General features: G+C 54.5%; 3 protein-coding genes. 1 reads left to right on the top strand and 2 read right to left on the bottom strand.

Going from position 1 to position 1,191, the window contains the following annotated elements:
• Both V6D20_21045 and V6D20_21040 read right to left on the bottom strand, forming a co-directional pair.
• On the bottom strand, positions 1 to 275 hold a 275-nt coding region (locus tag V6D20_21045; GenBank protein HEY9818268.1), incomplete at its 3' end, for a hypothetical protein.
• A gap of 44 nt (positions 276 to 319) precedes the next feature.
• Entirely contained in the window at positions 320 to 691 is a 372-nt protein-coding gene (locus tag V6D20_21040; GenBank protein ID HEY9818267.1) for a cytochrome c, read from the bottom strand.
• 228 nt (positions 692 to 919) lie between these two features.
• On the opposite strand from V6D20_21040, the gene V6D20_21035 reads away from it, so the two are divergent.
• Positions 920 to 1,191 (top strand): hypothetical protein (locus V6D20_21035; protein ID HEY9818266.1); only part of this gene is annotated, 272 nt, incomplete at its 3' end.

The raw sequence follows: 1,191 nt of genomic DNA, 5'->3' as shown, positions 1-1,191 counted from the left end.
CTGCCATGATTGCTGTCCATCGGTGGCATAGCCAGACCCAGGTCGATCATAAGATCCATTGCCTCGTGGATATCCTCCTCGGACATATGATCCAATGCTTCAAAGTCATGCTCGTGATCGTGTCCTTGGTGGGCCTTCATCATCTGTTCGAGCATCTCATCCTGCTCGTCGTGGCTGTGTTCGTGATCTCCAGCCGCGGAAGCCGGCCCGCTCAATCCAGTTGCTAGAACAAGCCCAGACAGGCTCAAGGTGAGGGGCTTAAACCACTGTTGCATAAAGCTCTCCTGTCTCTGGTAGCCGTTAAGCGACTGCTGGAAGCTCAGTTGATCCCGTTGGCTTCCTGCAGTTCACGCACATAAAGGATGATCTTCGGAATTTCCGCATCCGCAACTCCTTTGACCGCAGGCATGTTACCAAAGTTCCAATGGTGTTGGCGCGCACCCCGGCGTATCGCCAACATGAATGACTGGTCGGAGTGATGATTGGGTTCATAGTACTTATGGATCAACGGCGGGCCCTTCTCGGTTCCCTGGGCGAAAGGACCGTGGCAGGAAGCGCAACTTCCCATGAAGAGAGAGCCTCCTTCCCGGGCGTCATCGGAAAACTCTGGGAAGTTGATCTCCTGCGCATTCGCACCTGCAGATGCAAGCACGAGGATGCCCATTAAGGTTGCGAGGAATTTCCAAGGCATTGGTCACACTCAAGTTCTGAATTTCGCTTAACTCTCTACACCTTCCCCCTGCTAGAAGGTCAAGGCTGCGGTGATGGTTCACACTATCTCCTTGACCTTCCACCAACTGGAATCTCCATATTCGCTAAAGTACAACGTTTTGCATCGGTTACTAACTCGGTGAGTGCGCGGACCACGCCTCGGGCCAGTCTTTGCTCCTCCGGCCGGTGCCCCAGAATGGAGGTTGCCTTGAAAAACTTCACGACTGCGATCACCGCATTTCTTCTTCTATCCGCCCCAGCACTCGCGGATACAGGCGACGCCGGTTATGGGCATATGCACATGTTTGGAGGAGAGGGATGGGGGTACATGATGATGATGGGCCCCCTCATGATGCTCTTTTTCCTAGGAGTTGCCGTACTTCTGACACTGGCCATCGTGCGCTGGCTTTGGCCCGGGGTGAAGGGTGGTGAAGACCAAGCTGTAGCCCTGCTGAGAGAACGCTTCGCCAAGGGGGAGAT

This window comes from Candidatus Obscuribacterales bacterium (genome assembly GCA_036703605.1).
Taxonomy (GTDB): Bacteria; Cyanobacteriota; Cyanobacteriia; order RECH01; family RECH01; genus RECH01.
Note: the sequence above shows the minus strand (reverse complement) of the source record. Positions and strands in the feature narration are given on the sequence as shown.

Excerpts from the sequence above, each read along its gene's own strand:
- V6D20_21040 (HEY9818267.1), bottom strand. The coding sequence starts at position 691 with ATGCCTTGGAAATTCCTCGCAACCTTAATGGGCATCCTCGTGCTTGCA.